General features: G+C 53.4%; 20 protein-coding genes. 11 read left to right on the forward strand and 9 right to left on the reverse strand.

What is annotated here, in order from left to right; translation table 11 throughout:
* The first annotated feature begins 49 nt into the window (after positions 1–49).
* The 7 genes from K365_RS0115515 (at position 50) to K365_RS0115545 (ending at position 6,276) form a co-directional block, all read left to right on the forward strand.
* Positions 50–769: a nucleotide-binding protein gene (locus K365_RS0115515; protein WP_024335314.1), complete on the forward strand. Its 720-nt coding sequence runs from the start codon at positions 50–52 to the stop codon at positions 767–769.
* A gap of 31 nt (positions 770–800) precedes the next feature.
* The gene (locus K365_RS0115520; RefSeq protein ID WP_024335315.1) at positions 801–1,019 is read left to right on the forward strand and encodes a 4Fe-4S dicluster domain-containing protein; all 219 of its coding nucleotides are present in this window, start codon (positions 801–803) and stop codon (positions 1,017–1,019) included.
* A gap of 46 nt (positions 1,020–1,065) precedes the next feature.
* Positions 1,066–2,133 (forward strand): 3-methyl-2-oxobutanoate dehydrogenase subunit VorB, encoded by a 1,068-nt coding sequence (vorB, locus tag K365_RS0115525; RefSeq protein ID WP_006968281.1) that lies wholly within the window; start codon positions 1,066–1,068, stop codon positions 2,131–2,133.
* 9 nt (positions 2,134–2,142) lie between these two features.
* Positions 2,143–2,880, forward strand: coding sequence for a thiamine pyrophosphate-dependent enzyme (locus K365_RS0115530; protein ID WP_006968282.1), 738 nt, complete (start codon positions 2,143–2,145; stop codon positions 2,878–2,880).
* A 51-nt stretch (positions 2,881–2,931) separates the two neighbouring features.
* Positions 2,932–3,471: a 2-oxoacid:ferredoxin oxidoreductase subunit gamma family protein gene (locus tag K365_RS0115535; protein WP_006968283.1), complete on the forward strand. Its 540-nt coding sequence runs from the start codon at positions 2,932–2,934 to the stop codon at positions 3,469–3,471.
* A 70-nt stretch (positions 3,472–3,541) separates the two neighbouring features.
* Positions 3,542–4,021, forward strand: coding sequence for a hypothetical protein (locus K365_RS0115540; protein ID WP_006968284.1), 480 nt, complete (start codon positions 3,542–3,544; stop codon positions 4,019–4,021).
* A 2-nt stretch (positions 4,022–4,023) separates the two neighbouring features.
* Positions 4,024–6,276 carry a CHASE2 domain-containing protein gene (locus K365_RS0115545; protein ID WP_024335316.1) on the forward strand — a complete coding sequence of 751 codons (2,253 nt, stop codon included), beginning with the start codon at positions 4,024–4,026 and terminating at the stop codon, positions 6,274–6,276.
* Between the two features lie 30 nt (positions 6,277–6,306).
* Here K365_RS0115545 and K365_RS0115550 read toward each other — a convergent pair whose 3' ends face one another.
* Positions 6,307–7,971: a methyl-accepting chemotaxis protein gene (locus tag K365_RS0115550; protein ID WP_024335317.1), complete on the reverse strand. Its 1,665-nt coding sequence runs from the start codon at positions 7,969–7,971 to the stop codon at positions 6,307–6,309.
* Between the two features lie 516 nt (positions 7,972–8,487).
* Positions 8,488–9,534 carry an IS110 family RNA-guided transposase gene (locus K365_RS0115560; RefSeq protein ID WP_024335319.1) on the reverse strand — a complete coding sequence of 349 codons (1,047 nt, stop codon included), beginning with the start codon at positions 9,532–9,534 and terminating at the stop codon, positions 8,488–8,490.
* 125 nt (positions 9,535–9,659) lie between these two features.
* On the opposite strand from K365_RS0115560, the gene K365_RS0115565 reads away from it, so the two are divergent.
* Both K365_RS0115565 and K365_RS0115570 read left to right on the forward strand, forming a co-directional pair.
* On the forward strand, positions 9,660–9,911 hold the full coding sequence (locus K365_RS0115565) for a hypothetical protein (protein WP_024335320.1): 252 nt from the start codon (positions 9,660–9,662) through the stop codon (positions 9,909–9,911).
* A complete protein-coding gene (locus tag K365_RS0115570) occupies positions 9,908–10,225 on the forward strand; it encodes a hypothetical protein (RefSeq protein ID WP_024335321.1) in 318 nt (105 codons plus the stop codon). The genes K365_RS0115565 and K365_RS0115570 overlap by 4 nt, the downstream gene beginning before the upstream one ends.
* Positions 10,226–10,271: 46 nt before the next feature.
* On the opposite strand, the gene K365_RS27980 is transcribed toward K365_RS0115570, so the two are convergent.
* Complete coding sequence (locus K365_RS27980; RefSeq protein ID WP_156887735.1) at positions 10,272–10,493, reverse strand: hypothetical protein; 222 nt, start codon at positions 10,491–10,493, stop codon at positions 10,272–10,274.
* A gap of 261 nt (positions 10,494–10,754) precedes the next feature.
* Here K365_RS27980 and K365_RS29420 point away from each other — a divergent pair, with 261 nt between their 5' ends.
* Both K365_RS29420 and K365_RS0115585 read left to right on the forward strand, forming a co-directional pair.
* A complete protein-coding gene (locus tag K365_RS29420) occupies positions 10,755–10,982 on the forward strand; it encodes a type II toxin-antitoxin system Phd/YefM family antitoxin (RefSeq protein WP_006968291.1) in 228 nt (75 codons plus the stop codon).
* The gene (locus K365_RS0115585) at positions 10,970–11,356 is read left to right on the forward strand and encodes a type II toxin-antitoxin system VapC family toxin (RefSeq protein ID WP_084489858.1); all 387 of its coding nucleotides are present in this window, start codon (positions 10,970–10,972) and stop codon (positions 11,354–11,356) included. Before K365_RS29420 ends, K365_RS0115585 begins: the two co-directional genes overlap by 13 nt.
* A gap of 318 nt (positions 11,357–11,674) precedes the next feature.
* On the opposite strand, the gene K365_RS0115590 is transcribed toward K365_RS0115585, so the two are convergent.
* The 6 genes from K365_RS0115590 to K365_RS0115625 all read right to left on the reverse strand — a co-directional run bounded on the left by K365_RS0115590 (position 11,675) and on the right by K365_RS0115625 (position 14,530).
* On the reverse strand, positions 11,675–11,917 hold the full coding sequence (locus tag K365_RS0115590; RefSeq protein WP_024335324.1) for a DUF4926 domain-containing protein: 243 nt from the start codon (positions 11,915–11,917) through the stop codon (positions 11,675–11,677).
* A gap of 3 nt (positions 11,918–11,920) precedes the next feature.
* Positions 11,921–12,253 (reverse strand): DUF6883 domain-containing protein, encoded by a 333-nt coding sequence (locus K365_RS0115595; protein WP_211221124.1) that lies wholly within the window; start codon positions 12,251–12,253, stop codon positions 11,921–11,923.
* Between the two features lie 142 nt (positions 12,254–12,395).
* Positions 12,396–12,725, reverse strand: coding sequence for an O-antigen ligase family protein (locus K365_RS0115605; protein WP_024335326.1), 330 nt, complete (start codon positions 12,723–12,725; stop codon positions 12,396–12,398).
* Complete coding sequence (locus tag K365_RS28775) at positions 12,722–12,907, reverse strand: hypothetical protein (RefSeq protein WP_024335327.1); 186 nt, start codon at positions 12,905–12,907, stop codon at positions 12,722–12,724. The genes K365_RS0115605 and K365_RS28775 overlap by 4 nt, the downstream gene beginning before the upstream one ends.
* A 45-nt stretch (positions 12,908–12,952) precedes the next feature.
* Entirely contained in the window at positions 12,953–13,168 is a 216-nt protein-coding gene (locus K365_RS0115615; protein ID WP_024335328.1) for a PIN domain-containing protein, read from the reverse strand.
* Between the two features lie 315 nt (positions 13,169–13,483).
* The gene (locus K365_RS0115625; protein ID WP_024335329.1) at positions 13,484–14,530 is read right to left on the reverse strand and encodes an IS110 family RNA-guided transposase; all 1,047 of its coding nucleotides are present in this window, start codon (positions 14,528–14,530) and stop codon (positions 13,484–13,486) included.
* Between the last annotated feature and the right edge of the window lie 109 nt (positions 14,531–14,639).

Raw genomic sequence — 14,639 nt, forward strand, 5'->3', positions numbered from 1 at the left:
GGTTTAATTAGGGTTTAGCTGTTTTATTTAAAAAGGCAAACCCTCACTTATGACGATTGATTTTACAGATATTGTGATCGTGGCCGGCAATTACGGCAGCGGCAAAACCGAAACGGCCGTCAATCTGGCAGCCGCGTGCCGGAGAACCGGCAAATCCGTGGCCATTGCCGATCTGGACCTGGTCAACCCCTATTTCAGAACCCGTGAGGCCAGAATCCCTTTGGAAGCCATGGGCATTCAGGTGGTGCTGCCGGACCGCCAGTACCTGTTTGCTGATCTGCCCATTCTGGCACCGGCCGTGGCGGACATTCTCCGGCAACCCGCGGATGTCACCATTCTGGATGCGGGCGGAGATGATGTGGGGGTCACCGTGCTGGCCTCTCTGGCAGCGGTACTCAAAAACAAACCCGTGCGCATGCTCCAGGTGATCAACGCGTTCCGGCCCTTTACCGGGGATGTGGCCGGGTGCCTGAAAATCCGCAAGGGAATTGAAGCCAGCGGTAAAATCAACATCACGGGCCTGGTATCCAATGCCAACCTGATGGATGACACGTCCGTGGCACACATATATCAGGGATATGACCTGGTCAAACAGGTGTCGGCACACACCGGCCTGCCCGTGGAATTCATCACTGCCACCCCGGAGATCAGGTCACAGCTGGACCTGAACCGGATCACCTGCCCCGTGCTGACCTTAGACCGCCACCTGCTCCCCCCCTGGAAACCCACCGGCGCCCCCCCACCCAGTCACTTAACACTTAACACTTAAAACTTAAAACTTAAACATAGGAGTCACATACATGGCATTTCAACACATCATTGACGACGAGCGCTGCAAAAGCTGCGGGCTGTGCGTCCAATTCTGCCCCAAACATGTGCTGGAAATCACAGACAAGGTCAATGCCAAAGGGCATTTTCCCGTATTCCAGGCCCGGCCGGATGACTGCATCAAATGCGGCATCTGCTGTACCATGTGCCCGGATGTGGCCATCACGATTGTTGAAACCCAGGATGCCTGATCAACGGTTTTAAAAAAATTAACTTCAGATACCAAGGAAAAAAATAATGGCAAAGGTATTGATGAAAGGAAACGAGGCCATCGGCGAGGCTGCCATCCGGGCAGGCTGTAAAAATTATTTTGCATACCCCATCACCCCCCAGTCGGAAGTGGCGGAATATCTGGCAAAACGGCTGCCCGAAGAAGGCGGGGTGTTTCTTCAAGGCGAAAGTGAAGTGGCCGTGGGATACATGATTTTCGGGGCCGCCGGGGCCGGCGAGCGGGTCATGACCACCTCTTCCTCCCCGGGCATCAGCCTGATGAGCGAAGCCCTGTCCTATATTGCCGCAGCCCAGTGCCCGGCCGTGTTTGTGAATATCATGCGGGGCGGACCCGGACTCGGCGGTATTCTGCCTTCCCAGGGCGATTATTTCCAGGCCACCAAAGGCGGGGGCCACGGGGATTACCACCTGCTGGTGCTGGCGCCGGACGGGGTCCAGGAAGCCGTGGAAATGACCATGCAGGCGTTCACCCTGGCGGAAAAATACCGGAACCCGGTCATGATCTTAGGCGACGGGCTCATCGGACAGATGATGGAACCCGTGGAGTTCCCCGATGGTTTAAAAACCGAACCCAGCAATAAAGATGACTGGGCCACCAACGGCATGGCCCACCGGAAAAGCAAAAAACGCAATTTGGTGAAATCATTGTTTCTGGATCCCACGGCCCTCAATGACAACAACCTGGCGTTAAAAGCCAAATACGCGCAGATGAAAAAAGAGGAAGTGCAGTATGAACTGGTCAATGCCGACACGGACTACCAGGTGTTGATCACGTCCTACGGCACCATGAGCCGGGTGTGCCGCACGGCCATTGACATGCTCAAGGAAGAAGGGATCGAAGTGGCCATGCTGCGGCCCAAAACCCTGTTCCCGTTTCCGGAAAAAGCCGTGTTTGACGCGTCCGGCAAAGAAAGCTGCCAGGCGGTCATCAGCATTGAGATGAGCATGGGCCAGATGGTGGAGGATGTGGAACGCTGTGTCAAGGGCCGCCTGCCCGTGGAGTTTTATGGCGAATGCGGCGGGGACATTCCGTCACCGGAAAAAATTATCGAAATTATCAAAGCGTTGTTATAGGAGACACCCATGGCAAAAGCATTTTCACGACCCAAGGCACTCTCCGGCACCCATACCCATTATTGTCCCGGATGCACCCACGGCATTGTTCACCGGCTGGTGGCGGAAGCCATTGACGACTTAGGCATTCAGGAAAAAACCGTGGGCATCGCCCCCGTCGGGTGTGCCGTGCTGGCATACAATTATTTTGACTGTGATTTTCAGGAAGCGGCCCACGGCCGGGCCCCGGCCATGGCCACGGGCATCAAACGGGTACGTCCCGATCTGATGGTGTTCACCTATCAGGGGGACGGGGACCTGGCGTCCATCGGCATGGGAGAAATCATCCATGCCGCCAACCGCGGCGAGAAATTCACCACCATTTTCATCAACAACGCCATCTACGGCATGACCGGCGGCCAGATGGCCCCCACCACCATGCCGGGACAGCGGGCCACCACAGCCCCTTTAGGCCGGGACACGGCCCAGACCGGCATGCCCATCCGCATGGCCAACCTGCTGGCTGAACTGGTCACCCCGGGATATATCACCCGCCAGGCCGTACTCAAACCCCAGCAGGTCAACAAGGCCAAAAAAGCCATTAAACAGGCGTTTCAATATCAAATGGAAAACCGGTGTTTCAGTTTTGTGGAAGTGATTTCCACCTGTCCCACCAACTGGGGCATGACCCCTGTGGATGCGTTGAAATGGGCCGAAGATACCCTGCTGCCCTATTATGAGCTGGGTGATTACAAAGTCCCGGAATAAAGGCGCATCCATTTACTTTCACTACCCTAACCCATATGTTTGGAGAAACCCATGCAGACAGAAATAAAATTTGCAGGATTCGGTGGCCAGGGCATCCTGCTCAGCGCAAAACTGCTGGCGTATGCCGCCATGAAGCAGGGATCGTTTGTGGCCTGGATCCCTTCCTACGGCCCGGAGATGCGCGGCGGCACGGCCTATTGCACCGTGGTGATCAGTGACCGGCTCATCGGATCGCCCATCATCAAAAACCCCACCCACCTGGTGGCCATGAACCGGCCGTCCCTGGAAAAGTTTGAAAACGACGTCAAACCCGGCGGCATCATCTTCATCAATTCCTCTTTGATCCCCGTGACCAGTCAGCGCACGGACGTCACCCAGCTGGTGGTGCCGGTCAATGATATCGCCATCAAGGCCGGGTCCGTGCGGGCCGCCAATATTGTCGCGTTGAGCGCGTTTGCCGCCAAAAGCAACCTGGTGGACCTGGAACTGCTCAAAGAATGTGTGAAAAATGAGTTTGCCGCCAAACCCAAAATCATTCCGCTGAACATGGAAGCATTTGATTTAGGCGTCAAAAGCGCGCAAACCGATTAACCAAACCGGAACCGGGGTCAGGCCTGCGTTATTGTAACGCAGGCCTGACCCCCCACAAAGGGGGACCGCCATGATCCGAATTGAAATTTCCTTGTTTCTGAAAAATGTGCCCGGCGAGCTGGCAAGGCTCACCGACCTGTTTGGACAGGCTGACATCAATATCGACGCCATCACCATTCAGGATGCGTCCGCCTATGTCCAGAACCTGTTCGAAGCCCGGGGGAAATCGCTGAAACGCCTGGCATCTTCAGCCAGCTACAGCTCCATGCGCAAGGATTCCGCCGACTTTGCCCTGGTCCGCCTGCTCACGGGAAACCCGGATGCCGCCGTTGCTTTGTTAAAGGAAAACGATTTTCTGTTTGACACCAAAGAAGTGGTGGCCGTGGATATCACCAACAAACCCGGTGAATTTGCCAAAATCGCCAAAAAATTCGGCGAAGAACAGATCAACATCAATTATGTGTATGGATCCGTGTCAGATGCAGACGGCAAATGCCTGTTCGTGTTCTGCCCCGAGGATGTGGCATACGCGGCCTCGTTTTTTGAATAACCATGGGAGTCCGGAGTAAGCTGCGGACGAGCCATCTGGTCATTGTCGGTGGGATTCTGGCGCTGTTTCTGGCGGCGGGATGGTTTGATCAGCCCCGGCCCGTGGTGGCGTTTCTGGAACAGAAAGGGCTGGACCTGCGGTTCAGGCTGCGGGGAGAACGCCCCCCCACGGGGCAGGTGGTGGTGGCCGGGATCGAGACCCGGGGAATTGAGGCCTATGGCCGGTGGCCCTGGCCCCGGTCCGTGTTTGCCCAGCTGCTGGTGCGGCTCAAGGATTACGGGGCCCAAACCGTGGTGTTTGACCTGTTGTTTCCCGAACCCGAAGAAAACCGGACCCGGCCCGTGCTGGAATCTTTGCAGCAAAGCTTTGTCCAGCTGGGACTGAAAAATCAAGATTTCCCCAACCAGATTTTTCACGATGAAATGGATCAGCTCCTGGCCGAATCGGATAATGATGCTTTGTTTTCCGAAGCCCTGGCATGGAGCGGGAACGGGATTCTGGGCACGGCATTTGAAGGGATCCGGGATGACCGGGATTTTTCTGCGTCCCGGTCCCTGGTGCCCACAAAAAAAACCCGGCTCCTGGAACCGGTTCCGGACCTGAAAAATGCGGCCCGGGGGCTTGGATTTGTCAACATATTTCCGGACAGTGACGGCACCATCCGCCGGGTCCGGCTGGTGAACAAAGACCATCTTTGCCTGGCCCTGGCCGGAGCGGCCCATTATCTGGACACCGTGGTCCGGGCCGGGGACGGCCGGGTGGTGCTTACGCCCCGCTTGCCGTCCGCAGACCCGGACCTGCCGGATCAAGGGATCCTTGTTCCGGATGCCGCCCGTTCAGAACGCCGTCTGGCCACGGACGGGCACGGCAATGTACGCCTGAATTTTTACGGCCTGGATCCCGGATTCGACCGGGTCTCCATTGCAGACATCATTGACGGGGCGATTTCGCCGGACCGGCTGGCGGGCAAGGTGGTGATCGTCGGTGCCATGGCCACGGGCATCGGGGATATCTGGCCCACCCCTCTGACCAGTGAAATCCCCGGTGTGTTCATTCAGGCCACCCTGCTGGACAATATTCTGGAAAACCGGCTGTTGCAGACTCTTCCGCACATGCGCTGGGTTAAAACCGGATCCATACTGGTCCTGGTCCTGCTGCCCTTAGGGTTCATGATGCTGTTTACGCCCATGGCATCTCTGGCAGCCGGGGTGGTGCTCATGGGAACCTATGCGGCAGGGGTTCAATACCTGTTCCAGACCCGGGATCTGGTCTGGCCCCTGATGCTGCCCCTGGGGGCCGGGCTGACCACGGTGGCGGCCCTGCTGATCACCAATTTTGCCGCAGAGATCCGCCAGCACCGGTGGGTGAAAACGTCTTTTTCCCGGTACTTAAGCCCGGCCGTCATCGATATTCTGATCCGGCACCCGGACCAGCTCACCCTGGGGGGAGAGGAAAAAGAACTCACCGTTCTCATGGCGGATATCCGCAATTTCACCACCTTGTCCGAATCTTTGTCCCCTTCCGGGCTCATCGAACTGCTCAACCGGTATCTGGGCACGCTCACGGATGTGATCCTTGAAAACGGCGGCACCCTGGACAAATACATGGGCGATGCCATCATGGCGTTTTTCGGCGCCCCTCTGGATGACACCCGCCATCCGCAAAAAGCCTGCCTGACCGCCATTCGCATGTTTGAACGCCTGGAACAGCTTCAGGCGGAATGGGAACGCCAGTGGGTCCCGATCCTGTCTCTGGGCATGGGCTTGAGCACCGGGCAGATGGTGGTGGGAAACCTGGGTTCCCGGCGCCGGTTCGACTATTCTGTGATCGGGGACAACGTGAACCTGGCCTCCCGTCTGGAAGGGTTGTGCAAAATTTATGGGGTAAAGATCATCATTCCGGAACAGACCCGGATGCATCTGGACGGCGCATTTGTGTGCCGGGAGCTGGACCGGGTCCGGGTCAAGGGACGGCAGGCCCCTGTGACGATTTATGAACTGATCGGCCAAAAAAAAATGGGAGATCCGGTTTTTACATGGATCTCCCACTTTGAAAACGGCCTGGCCTGTTACCGGAACCAGGACTTTGGCACGGCCATCCGCCATTTTGAAGACGTCCTGGGTGCAAAGCCAAAAGACCGGCCCGCCCGATTGTTCATCACCCGGTGCCGCACACTGATACAGGCGCCTGAAACCTGTTCCCCGCTTATTGAAACCGATGAATGGGACGGGGTCTGGACTTTCACAGAAAAATAACGACCACAGAGAAAGCCGGACCCCATCATTTTACACGGGGCTGGGCGGGTCCGTATCATCTTCCTGCTCATCCGGCGGAAGGGGTTGTTCCGGCTCCGTCTCCTCTGCCGGTTCTTCTGCAGGCGCTTCTTCTTGTTCGGGTTCGTCCACTGCTTCTTCAGCCGGTTCATCGGCCGGTTCTTCCGCCGGCATCAGCGTATTGGTCTGTTCAATGCTTTCATCTAAAGACTGAATGGCATTGTCTATGGTTTGCGACTGCTGCCGGGTGTTTTCAATGGCGGCGTCTGCGCCGGGATCATCGTCAGCCACGGCCTGTGCAGCCTCGCTCTGGCTCTGAGCCACGTCTTTGACGACACTGGAGGCATCTTCCGCTGTTCTGGCCGCTTGAACGGCTGCGTCTGCCGTGTCTTCGTTTTGGGCCAGCACAATGGCATTTTGTGACGATTGCGTGGATTTTTCAGCGGCAGCCAGTGTACTTTCCGTTGTGGCTGCCAGGCCCTGCATCTTGGCTGCACCTTCCTGGTTGTCCCGGGCCACCATCATGGCCGAAGTATTGGTTGTCTTGACGGTTTCAGCCAGGGCATCCACCGTGTTGCCGGCCGTATTAGCGACAGATGCCGCCGCAGCCAGCTGTTTGTCCGTGGTGGCTTTGCCGGCCAGTTCCACGGCCGTGGCAGCCGTATCCACGGCTTGCCCCGCCAGGTCCACGGCCCGGTCATTCTGGTCTTTGGCGGCCTGGGCCAGCGCAATGCCGGCCTGGTCCCCTTTGATGGTTGCCAGCACCAGGCTGATATCCGCTTTGGTGGATTCCTGGGTGGTCTTTACAAAGGTATCGGCGGTCTGGGATGTTTTTTCACTGATCGCCTTCACCTGAGCCCGGGTGTCTTCGGACCCGGTTTTCTGGGCCGCCGCTTTCTGGGCTTCCGCTTTTTGCGCTTTTTCAATTTTCTGCTGAATCCCCTGAAGGATCGGCGTGATCACGGCCAGTGCCTGCATGACCTGGGCCTGCACCTGGGGATCCAGATTGGCGGAAAAAGTCCGGATTTCCGCCTGGATTTCCTGAACATTGGACAACGGATTGTCCGCCTGGTCTGCTGAATTCAGCGATGCCGTCCAGGTGGGTGAATTCAATGCGTTTTCCAGGGCCAGTATCTGGGGAACCAGTTCCTGAAAAATACCGGAAGTTTCCATGTTTCCTTCGTAGAGTTCGCCCTGGGAGGTACCGCCCTCATCCGCACCAAAATAGCCCCCCGTTCCCCGAAGCGCGGCCACGGCCATGGGCATTTCAATGCGGGTCTGCCGATCGGCAAGGGGCTGTTCCTCATACTTGGTCCGCCCCAGCATCACCCGGATCTTGCGGATTCTCATCTGATCCGATGCCGCTGTTTCCGTGGCCTGGATCTGATCAATGGCCCGGATACTGGAAAACGGATCCACGGTCATGGTAGCCCCGTCCTTGAACTGAACCAGGGCCGATCCCTCTTTTGTGACAATCTTTGCCCCGGAGTACAAAGACATGCCCGGTTCCGGTGCCACCCATTCTTCCGCATTCTTGATCATCACTTCGCCTGAGAATTCTTTTAATGTGGCAAAAGATCCGACCGCACCCGCCGTTCCCTGAAAAATCAGAAAAAAACCACAGACCGCCAGCCAGCAGACACATCGCGACAATCCCTTTTCCAGCAAACGTTTCATGGCAAATCTCCTTTTTAAATGTAGGACAGACTTTCCTTTTTTTCTGCCTGATATCTTTCAATAATTATGCACACAGAAAAAGAGCCTTGTCAATGCACACCAAGAAACCAGGGTTCAGCCGATTCCGGCAACTCAACACCCGATACTTTACCCCCCAATAACGACAATACCGCAGGTGACCCCGGCTTTTTTTACTTAAAACTTCCATGAGAAGGCTTATGTCAAGAACAAATTCGTTCACGAATTGTTCTTTTCCCTCCATCCAACGAGTCTCGACCGTCACGCTTCCATCCGCACTCTTTTGTGGGGCTGCCATTTGCCCCGGTGCATGTTAATATCCGTGGGCAGGAGCTGCTATCTTAACAACGCAATCGTAGACTATCAGCGGCAACTGACTATTGCATAGTGTTAGGCGCAGTCTCCTGGGGGCTGGCCCCCTTAAAATCGGGTTATCTTCCCTTGAATTATTCATGCTTCAGCTATTGAACCCTTTGTTAAATTTGGTGATAATCATCTTCATGCCGCTTTTTTGTTCATGCCATAAAACGGTTGATATTTGTCTTGGGTGACCCACAGTCGATGCATCAGCACCGCCAGCTTCCTGGCCACTGCAACCACCGCCCGTTTCTTGGCGTTTTTGCCTCCCCGGGCGGCAATCGACATCCCATGCAGGCGCAGGTTACTCTCCGGCCCGAACGGCCCCATAATATACTGGGCGCTGCCCACCAGTAACCGGCGCAGATAAGTGTTTCCTGCCTTGGTAATGGGAAGCTGTTTGTCTGTATCTCCGGATTGATCCCGTCGTGGGGTCAGCCCCAAAAAAGGCCCTACTTGACGGCTTTTGACAAAGCATGCGGGATCTTCAATGGTCAACACAAAGCACAGCGCGGTGATCGGACCAACTCCGGCTACTTGACGTAAATATTGGGTTTCCGGATACCGTTCCATACTCAGCTGCTCAATCTGAAGATCAAGCGCCTTTATCCGTTCGTTCAAATGAAAGAGCGTTTGAAACACAGCATCCAGAGCAGATCGAAGCTCAGGGGGTACAAGGGGTTCACATTTCTTGGCAAAGCTGGCGGTACTGCATTTGGGCAAACGCTCTCCATTGGCCTTGACAAGCCCTCGGACATGGTTGATCAGCTGGGTGCGGCTCTTGACCAGTATATCACGAGACTTGATCGATGCCAGGTCCGCTTGTGCCTGGCTGCTGCGGTGTTTCAACGGATGTAACATCCGGGGTTCTATCCGGCAGACCATGCCCAGGATCCGGGCATCACGGGCATCGGATTTATCAACACTGTCCCAGATGAATCTTAATTTGCGGGGGTTACCAACATAGACGGTCAACCCCATCTCGCCCAGCAGACGGCTGATCCATGGAGAATGAGTACCCGCTTCCATGGCCACCCTGGCATTTTTGTACGGCTGAAAAAATTTGCTGACACCGGCCCTTGTATTGGTCACCTGGGCAGTCTCCAGTTCGTTGCCCTCACCGTCAAATACCACTGCTATGTGAAATTTGTCTCCCAAATCGATTCCAATTGTGATAGTATTTTTTATGGCTGGTCTCTCCTCAATCTTTGCAGCGCTTTGGGTGACCCCGCGTTTTCTATTCAACCCCCCTTTGACATTCCCCAAAATCATGTTATCATGAAATCATGCATTAACAATACAGGAGAAACACCATGGATATCATCAAGACAGTGGGCAGCAGCGGCCAGATCACGCTTGGTAAAAAATTTGCCGGCCAGAGCGTGCTGTTGACCGAAATGGACAAGGGCGTCTGGCTTCTCAAGGTGGGACGTTTCATTCCCGACAATGAAAAATGGATCCATCACAGCCAGGTTCAACAGGAACTGGACAAGGCCATTGACTGGGCAGAAAACAATCCTCCCGAAGAAACCGATCTGGAAAATCTGAAGGCCCGGATCAAATGACAGCAGGGAATGCGGCGACCCCCATACGGCTGGACCTCAACAACCCGGTATTTCAAAAGGCACTGTTTGATCTCATTAAAACCGACCAGCGCAATATCCTGAATACCCTAAAAAAGATCACACGCATGACCTGGCCCCAGGTCTATTCAGACCAGGGGCTCAAATGGGAAGCCATTCTATCGCGAAAAGGCCCGGAAGGACGCCGCTTGTATACGTTCCGGATCAGCAGAGGATTCCGGGCCATCGGTTACCGTGACGGGCCATGGCTGCGCATACTGTCCCTGCACCCCGACCACGATTCCGCCTACCAATAAAGGCAATAAAACAACCCTGACCCCGCTAGTTATTGATTGAGCTTGATCAGGGTGTCCAGGACCGTGCGGCGCAGCTGCTCGATGCGGCGGAGGTGACCACATCCCTGGATATGGCCAGGGAACCGAACCCGCACTCTTTGGTGGCCAGGGGCAGCATGATGTGCATGGCGCTGTGCCATTCCATCAGGGCCTGGTCGGTCATGTCCTTGAACCAGCCATAAAACTTGTCCGAGGCCAAGTATTCAAAATATCCCAGTTTTCGGATCATCAGAGCGGCCCCCGCCGGATTGTTCCAGTCTTCAGGACTTTGAACGGTATGAGTCTCATTCAAAAAAGTGGGGGTCAGGCCTGCGTTATTGTCGTTTTTGATAGATTCGGATTTTGGGCAGGAGGGACACCAGGAAGCCTGGGGGTTTCTTGTATCTGGGGCCGGGGATGTATCCGGCCAATGAGTTGACAATCATGGTTAAGCCAGATAAGCTAACCTTTAATAATATCCAATAACATCCGACCAAAGAGAGGTATCCAAATGGAAGTGATAAATATTTTTGATGCCAAGAACAAACTTTCCAAACTGATATCCGATATTGAAACAAAAAACACATCTTATCTGATATGCCGCAATGGAAAACCCGTTGCTGAAATAGTCGCACACAAGGCCAAAAACCGGTTAAAAGGCTCTCCCGAACTGCATGTTGATATAAACGGGGCGCTTTTTGACGATGATATGAGCGGAGACTTTGAATGTCTGCAATAATGCTTGACACCTGTGGATTGATCTGGCTTGTAAACGGAGGCGGCAGGATTTCACAAGACACATTGAAATCAATTGAACAAACAGATATTGTCTATGTAAGTGCCGCAACCGCGTTGGAAGTCGGATACAAAGCAGCTGTAAAAAAACTCGAACTGCCCATGGATGTGGAAAAATGGTATGAAAAAGTCCTTTCAATCCACGACCTTGTTGAAATACCGGTAACCGGTAAAATTGCATTATTTTCAGCCTCACTCCCGCCTGTTCACAAAGATCCGGCCGACAGGATCATTATCGCCACTGCCATTTTAAACCGTCTTCCTGTTGTAACGCATGACACCAGATTCAGCCAATATTCAGTTGAAGTTCTCAGGTAATCGCAAAAAAGGCATAATTCATGAAACATCTCGTGCCTTGCTAATGTATGATAATCACTTACCCATTGCGGTCACAGACTATGCCGACGATCACTTAAAACTTAACACTTAACACTTAAAACTCAAAACAACTACAATAACGCAGGCCTGACCCCACGTCTATTCCACGGGCCTGGACCGGACCAGAAACAGGACCAGGGCCGGATGGGGGTGGTGCGGAGGACGGCCCCGGCGAGGACAGCAAACAGCAGCCACAGCATCAGGGGGATGAACAGGACGCAGGGTCAGGCCCCCAAAACTCACGGTCCAAAAATGTTTTCAGGCTGCAACCATTGAACGGACCGTTAACACATCATTTTCAGTCAACGGGTCAATTGCCGATTCAGCTACTGTTATGACGGTTATGGTATCCCCAAGTGCATTAAAAACTTCCAAGGTATAGCCATCTTCACCATCGGAAACAGGATGATGCTCGACAACAGTAGCAATATCACCCTTTTTTAATTTTTTATCAGGAAAATCTTTTGCCAACACAACTTCTTCGAATAATACAGGTTTCATTGCTTATCTCCTTTTGTCAGGATACATGGTGATAAACTTTGTGATGCCTGTCGCAAACTCAGTCATCCAGATTGTACATACATCCAGACTGTTTCCGTTAGGGCCGCTTATTTCACCTCTGATTTCGTAAATCTGACCATATTCCGAATTCTCAATTGGCATCGCTTCGGTTGATCGTATCAGCTTTTTTAAATCGTTTTTCAATACCCGCCAATTTTCATGGGTATAGCCTGCTTTGGAAAGCCATTGCGATTTATCATTCCGTTTCTTTGAAGTCAGCAAATAGTGTGTCAGTTTCTCACTGGCAATTAATGTGTTTTCAGGAAGTTTCATCATAAATTTCCCGGATCAACTTGTCATGGAAGGTAATCACTTTTATGGTACTTTCCTTTTCTGCCATGATGAAATTTTATCCGGTTCTGCTTTTTCAGTCAAGGTGTATGTATTTATGGAAGATCTGCCGGTTGGCCCCGGCTTTTCAGCGGAAGGAGCGGAGGCCGGCTTCGGCGGTGAACTGGAGATAATCATTGTGGGCGTATCTGGCCAGGACTGTGTAGCCGGGCTGCTGGTATGGGGGATACGCTGTTTCAAAGGTTCCCGGGCCCGTGCCGGCGGCCGGGTTGTCCGCGATCATGTGCCGGGTGCCTTCCCAGAGATTGAGCCGGTGGGTGATGTTGTCTTCCATGTCCCCCTGGGTCAGGGTCATGATACGTTGTACCAAGGGGGTGGAGGCCATCACAATCGCGGCCGTCACCACGATACCGGCCAGCAGATATCCCACCAGCCGCTTGTGGGCGAACCCTTTCAACGACGATCTCCGGGATGACTGCTTCCGCCCCCCCTTGACCGCATCGCTTCGAGCACCAGCACAATCCCGCCCAGGGCCACCATGGCCTGGATCACCGTCTGTGCCCAGGCATGCACCGATCCCCGGAACAACGGCGCAGCCGCGATCATCACGCAAACAATCAAAAAAGCAGGATTTTTCATCAGCTTACGGGGTCAGGCCTGACCCCATCATGACCCCATTTTTTCCTACCAGACAACACGGATATCAGGATATTTGGCGATCACACTGTCTTTGGATAACAAGGTCCATTCATTGGCCTGACACATGGCAATGAGGATTCTGTCAAACGGATCGTTGTGAATTTCGGGCAAACGAACGGATAATGCTTTTTTCGCATCCACAGACAGCTTGGTCTGGTCGGAAGCCATCCAGACAGCCGCATGTGTATCAAGTAAAATCATCTTCCATGAGAAGGCTTATGTCAAGAGCAAATTCGTTCACGAATTGTCCTTTTCCCTCCATCCAACGAGTCTCGACCGTCACGCTTCCATCCGCACTCTTTTGTGGGGCTGCCATTTGCCCCGGTGCATGTTAATATCCGTGGGCAGGAGCTGCTATCTTAACAACGCAATCGTAGACTATCAGCGGCAACTGACTATTGCATAGTTTTAGGCGCAGTCTCCTGGGGGCTGGCCCCCTTAAAATCGGGTTATCTTCCTTTAAAATATTCATGTTTCAGCTATTGAACCCTTTGTTAAATCTGGAACTATTCATCTTCAGGCCGCTTTTTTGTTCATGCCATAAAATGGTTGATAATTATCTTTGGTCACCCACAGTCGATGCAGCAGCACCGCCAGTTTCCTGGCCACTGCCACCACCGCCCGTTTCTTGGCGTTTTTGCCTCCTCGTGCGGCAATCGACAGACCATGCAGGCGCAGATTACTCTCCGGTCCGAACGGTCCCATAATATACTGGGCGCTGCCCACCAGCAGCTGGCGCATATAAGAATTTCCTGCTTTGGTAATGGGAAGCTGTTTGTCTGTATCTCCGGATTGATCCCGCCGGGGTGTCAGCCCTAAAAATGGTCCTACCTGACGGCTTTTGGCAAAGCGTGCAGGATCTTCAAGGGTTAAGACAAAGCACAGTGCGGTGATCGGACCGATACCGGCTACCTGACGCAAATATTGTGTTTCCGGGTACCGTTCCATGCTCAGGTGCTCAATATGACGGTCAAGCTCCTTTATCCGTTCATTCAAATGGAAGATGGTTTTAAACACGGATTCCAAGGCAGATCGAAGCTCAGGCGGCACAAGGGGTTCACATTTTTTGGCAAAGCTTTCTGAACTGCATTTGGGCAAACGCTCTCCATTAGCCTTGACAAGCCCTCGGACATGGTTGATTAGCTGGGTGCGGCTCTTGACCAGCATATCACGGGACTTGATTGATGCCAGATCCGCTTGTGCCTGGCTATTGCGGTGTTGCAACGGATGTAAAAACCGGGGTTCGATCCGGCAGACCATACCCAATACCCGGGCATCACGGGCATCGGATTTATCAACACTGTCCCAGATGAATCTTAATTTGCGGGGATTGCCTACATAAACGGTCAACCCCATTTCAATCAGCAAGCGACTGATCCACGGAGAATGAGTACCCGCCTCCATGGCCACCCTGGCATTTTTGTACGGCTGAAAAAATTTGCTGACACCGGCCTTTGTATTGGTCACCCGGGCAGTCTCCAGTTCGTTGCCCTCACCGTCAAATACCACTGCTATGTGAAATTTGTCTCCCAAATCGATTCCAATTGTGATAGTATTTTTCATGGCTGGTCCCTCCTCAATCTTTGCAGCCCTTTGGGTGACTGCGTTAAAAATTGAGCGTGATTATATCACAGCTCGTCGGAGGGATCAGCCTTCTCATATTATCTTAAAA

Origin of the sequence: Desulfotignum balticum DSM 7044, from assembly GCF_000421285.1 — a bacterium.
Classification (GTDB): Bacteria; Desulfobacterota; Desulfobacteria; order Desulfobacterales; family Desulfobacteraceae; genus Desulfotignum; species Desulfotignum balticum.

Bases quoted from the DNA above. Each gene is read 5' to 3' on its own strand.
- K365_RS0115545 (WP_024335316.1), top strand. From the start codon at position 4,024: ATGGGAGTCCGGAGTAAGCTGCGGACGAGCCATCTGGTCATTGTCGGT.
- K365_RS0115535 (WP_006968283.1), top strand. From the start codon at position 2,932: ATGCAGACAGAAATAAAATTTGCAGGATTCGGTGGCCAGGGCATCCTG.
- vorB (WP_006968281.1), top strand. From the start codon at position 1,066: ATGGCAAAGGTATTGATGAAAGGAAACGAGGCCATCGGCGAGGCTGCC.
- K365_RS27980 (WP_156887735.1), bottom strand. From the start codon at position 10,493: ATGATCCGAAAACTGGGATATTTTGAATACTTGGCCTCGGACAAGTTT.
- K365_RS28775 (WP_024335327.1), bottom strand. From the start codon at position 12,907: ATGAAAAATCCTGCTTTTTTGATTGTTTGCGTGATGATCGCGGCTGCG.
- K365_RS0115550 (WP_024335317.1), bottom strand. From the start codon at position 7,971: ATGAAACGTTTGCTGGAAAAGGGATTGTCGCGATGTGTCTGCTGGCTG.
- K365_RS29420 (WP_006968291.1), top strand. From the start codon at position 10,755: ATGGAAGTGATAAATATTTTTGATGCCAAGAACAAACTTTCCAAACTG.
- K365_RS0115625 (WP_024335329.1), bottom strand. From the start codon at position 14,530: ATGAAAAATACTATCACAATTGGAATCGATTTGGGAGACAAATTTCAC.
- K365_RS0115615 (WP_024335328.1), bottom strand. From the start codon at position 13,168: ATGATTTTACTTGATACACATGCGGCTGTCTGGATGGCTTCCGACCAG.
- K365_RS0115530 (WP_006968282.1), top strand. From the start codon at position 2,143: ATGGCAAAAGCATTTTCACGACCCAAGGCACTCTCCGGCACCCATACC.
- K365_RS0115515 (WP_024335314.1), top strand. From the start codon at position 50: ATGACGATTGATTTTACAGATATTGTGATCGTGGCCGGCAATTACGGC.
- K365_RS0115540 (WP_006968284.1), top strand. From the start codon at position 3,542: ATGATCCGAATTGAAATTTCCTTGTTTCTGAAAAATGTGCCCGGCGAG.
- K365_RS0115520 (WP_024335315.1), top strand. From the start codon at position 801: ATGGCATTTCAACACATCATTGACGACGAGCGCTGCAAAAGCTGCGGG.
- K365_RS0115565 (WP_024335320.1), top strand. From the start codon at position 9,660: ATGGATATCATCAAGACAGTGGGCAGCAGCGGCCAGATCACGCTTGGT.
- K365_RS0115585 (WP_084489858.1), top strand. From the start codon at position 10,970: ATGTCTGCAATAATGCTTGACACCTGTGGATTGATCTGGCTTGTAAAC.
- K365_RS0115590 (WP_024335324.1), bottom strand. From the start codon at position 11,917: ATGAAACCTGTATTATTCGAAGAAGTTGTGTTGGCAAAAGATTTTCCT.
- K365_RS0115570 (WP_024335321.1), top strand. From the start codon at position 9,908: ATGACAGCAGGGAATGCGGCGACCCCCATACGGCTGGACCTCAACAAC.
- K365_RS0115595 (WP_211221124.1), bottom strand. From the start codon at position 12,253: ATGATGAAACTTCCTGAAAACACATTAATTGCCAGTGAGAAACTGACA.